Annotated in this window: 1 protein-coding gene; it reads right to left on the bottom strand. The window is 66.9% G+C overall.

Annotation, left to right across the window (positions count from 1 at the left end):
* Positions 1-945 (bottom strand): cache domain-containing protein (locus AC1D00_RS42025; RefSeq protein WP_477014763.1); only part of this gene is annotated, 945 nt, incomplete at its 3' end.
* Positions 946-1,179: the final 234 nt, after the last annotated feature.

Below are 1,179 nucleotides of genomic sequence, written 5' to 3'. Positions count from 1 at the left end.
GGTGATCGACAGGATCGGGCGCGAGATGCTGCGGGCGATGAGATAGCCGACGATCGCCGCCAGAACGAGCCCGAGCGCGGCGATACCGATCGCCAGCAGCCAGGCGCGATCGGCGGAGGCCTCGTAATCGGCATTGTCCATCACGAGCTCGACCGCGCCGAGCGGCTTTCCGGAGAAGTCCCTGATCGGTCCGAGCAGCGCGGCGACCGGCGTGGTGTCGAGCTTGGCCTGTCGCACCGTGAAGCTGCCCCCGGCGGCGCGGCCGTAGTCGGCGGCATCGAAGAAGCTCCTGCCCTTCAGCGTGCCGCCGAACAGCTTGAAGCCCGAACCGTCGGCGAGATGGAAGGCGACGTCGACATGGCGGTTGTTCCTGAAATCGTCGAGGAAAGGCTGGCCGAAGGTCAGGCCGAATTCGACCGTGCCGAGGTGCTTGCCGTCCTGCGCGATCGGTACCACGCCGCGGATGCCGAGCCCGGCCATGCCGCCCTCGAGCCCGACCACGACCTTGCGGTCCTGGTTGGCGACGACGACGGTCTTGCGGAAGCCGGAGAGGTCGTCGCCGAATTTGGCCGGCTGGTGCACGCGCAGGTAAGACGTCGCCGGCGGCACGTGGAACTGGAACTGGTCGACGCCGTAGTCGGATTTGATGGCCGTGAACACCGGCCCGAACAGGCGCACCAGCGTCTCGCGGTCCTGCTTCGCCATCGCCTCCTGCGTCGCCGGCATCGCGGCCACCACGGCGCTCATCGCGGCGGCGCGGTGCGATTCCTCCGCGATGCGCGATTGCAGGGCGTCGTAATGGCTGCGCAGCTCGCGCTGGTCGGCGCGGTCGATGATGCCGGCGATGATCCACATCGCGCCCAGCACGGCAAACAGCGCGGTCGCCGCCGCCGTCACCGCCAGCGCAACCGTGATCCGCATCCTGAGGCCGAGACTCGTCCGCATGTCCGACTCGTTCTTTGAGCGTTGGTTAACACCGCTTATCAACTTCTCGCTAAGAGAGGGTGAACGGGATACCGGCGGAACGGGGTGGTTGTGGGGTGCGGGCTGCCGGCCCAAACAAAAGGTGTCGTCCCGGCGAAGGCTGGCACCCATAACCACAGGATGTGGTTTGGCGAAGACTCGTCGTTCGGTACTGCGACCGGCCACGATCGATAGATCACGCGGTATGGGTCCCGG

Source organism: Bradyrhizobium sp. P2_E8 (assembly GCF_056403875.1).
This window is presented reverse-complemented; position numbering and strand designations above follow the sequence as displayed.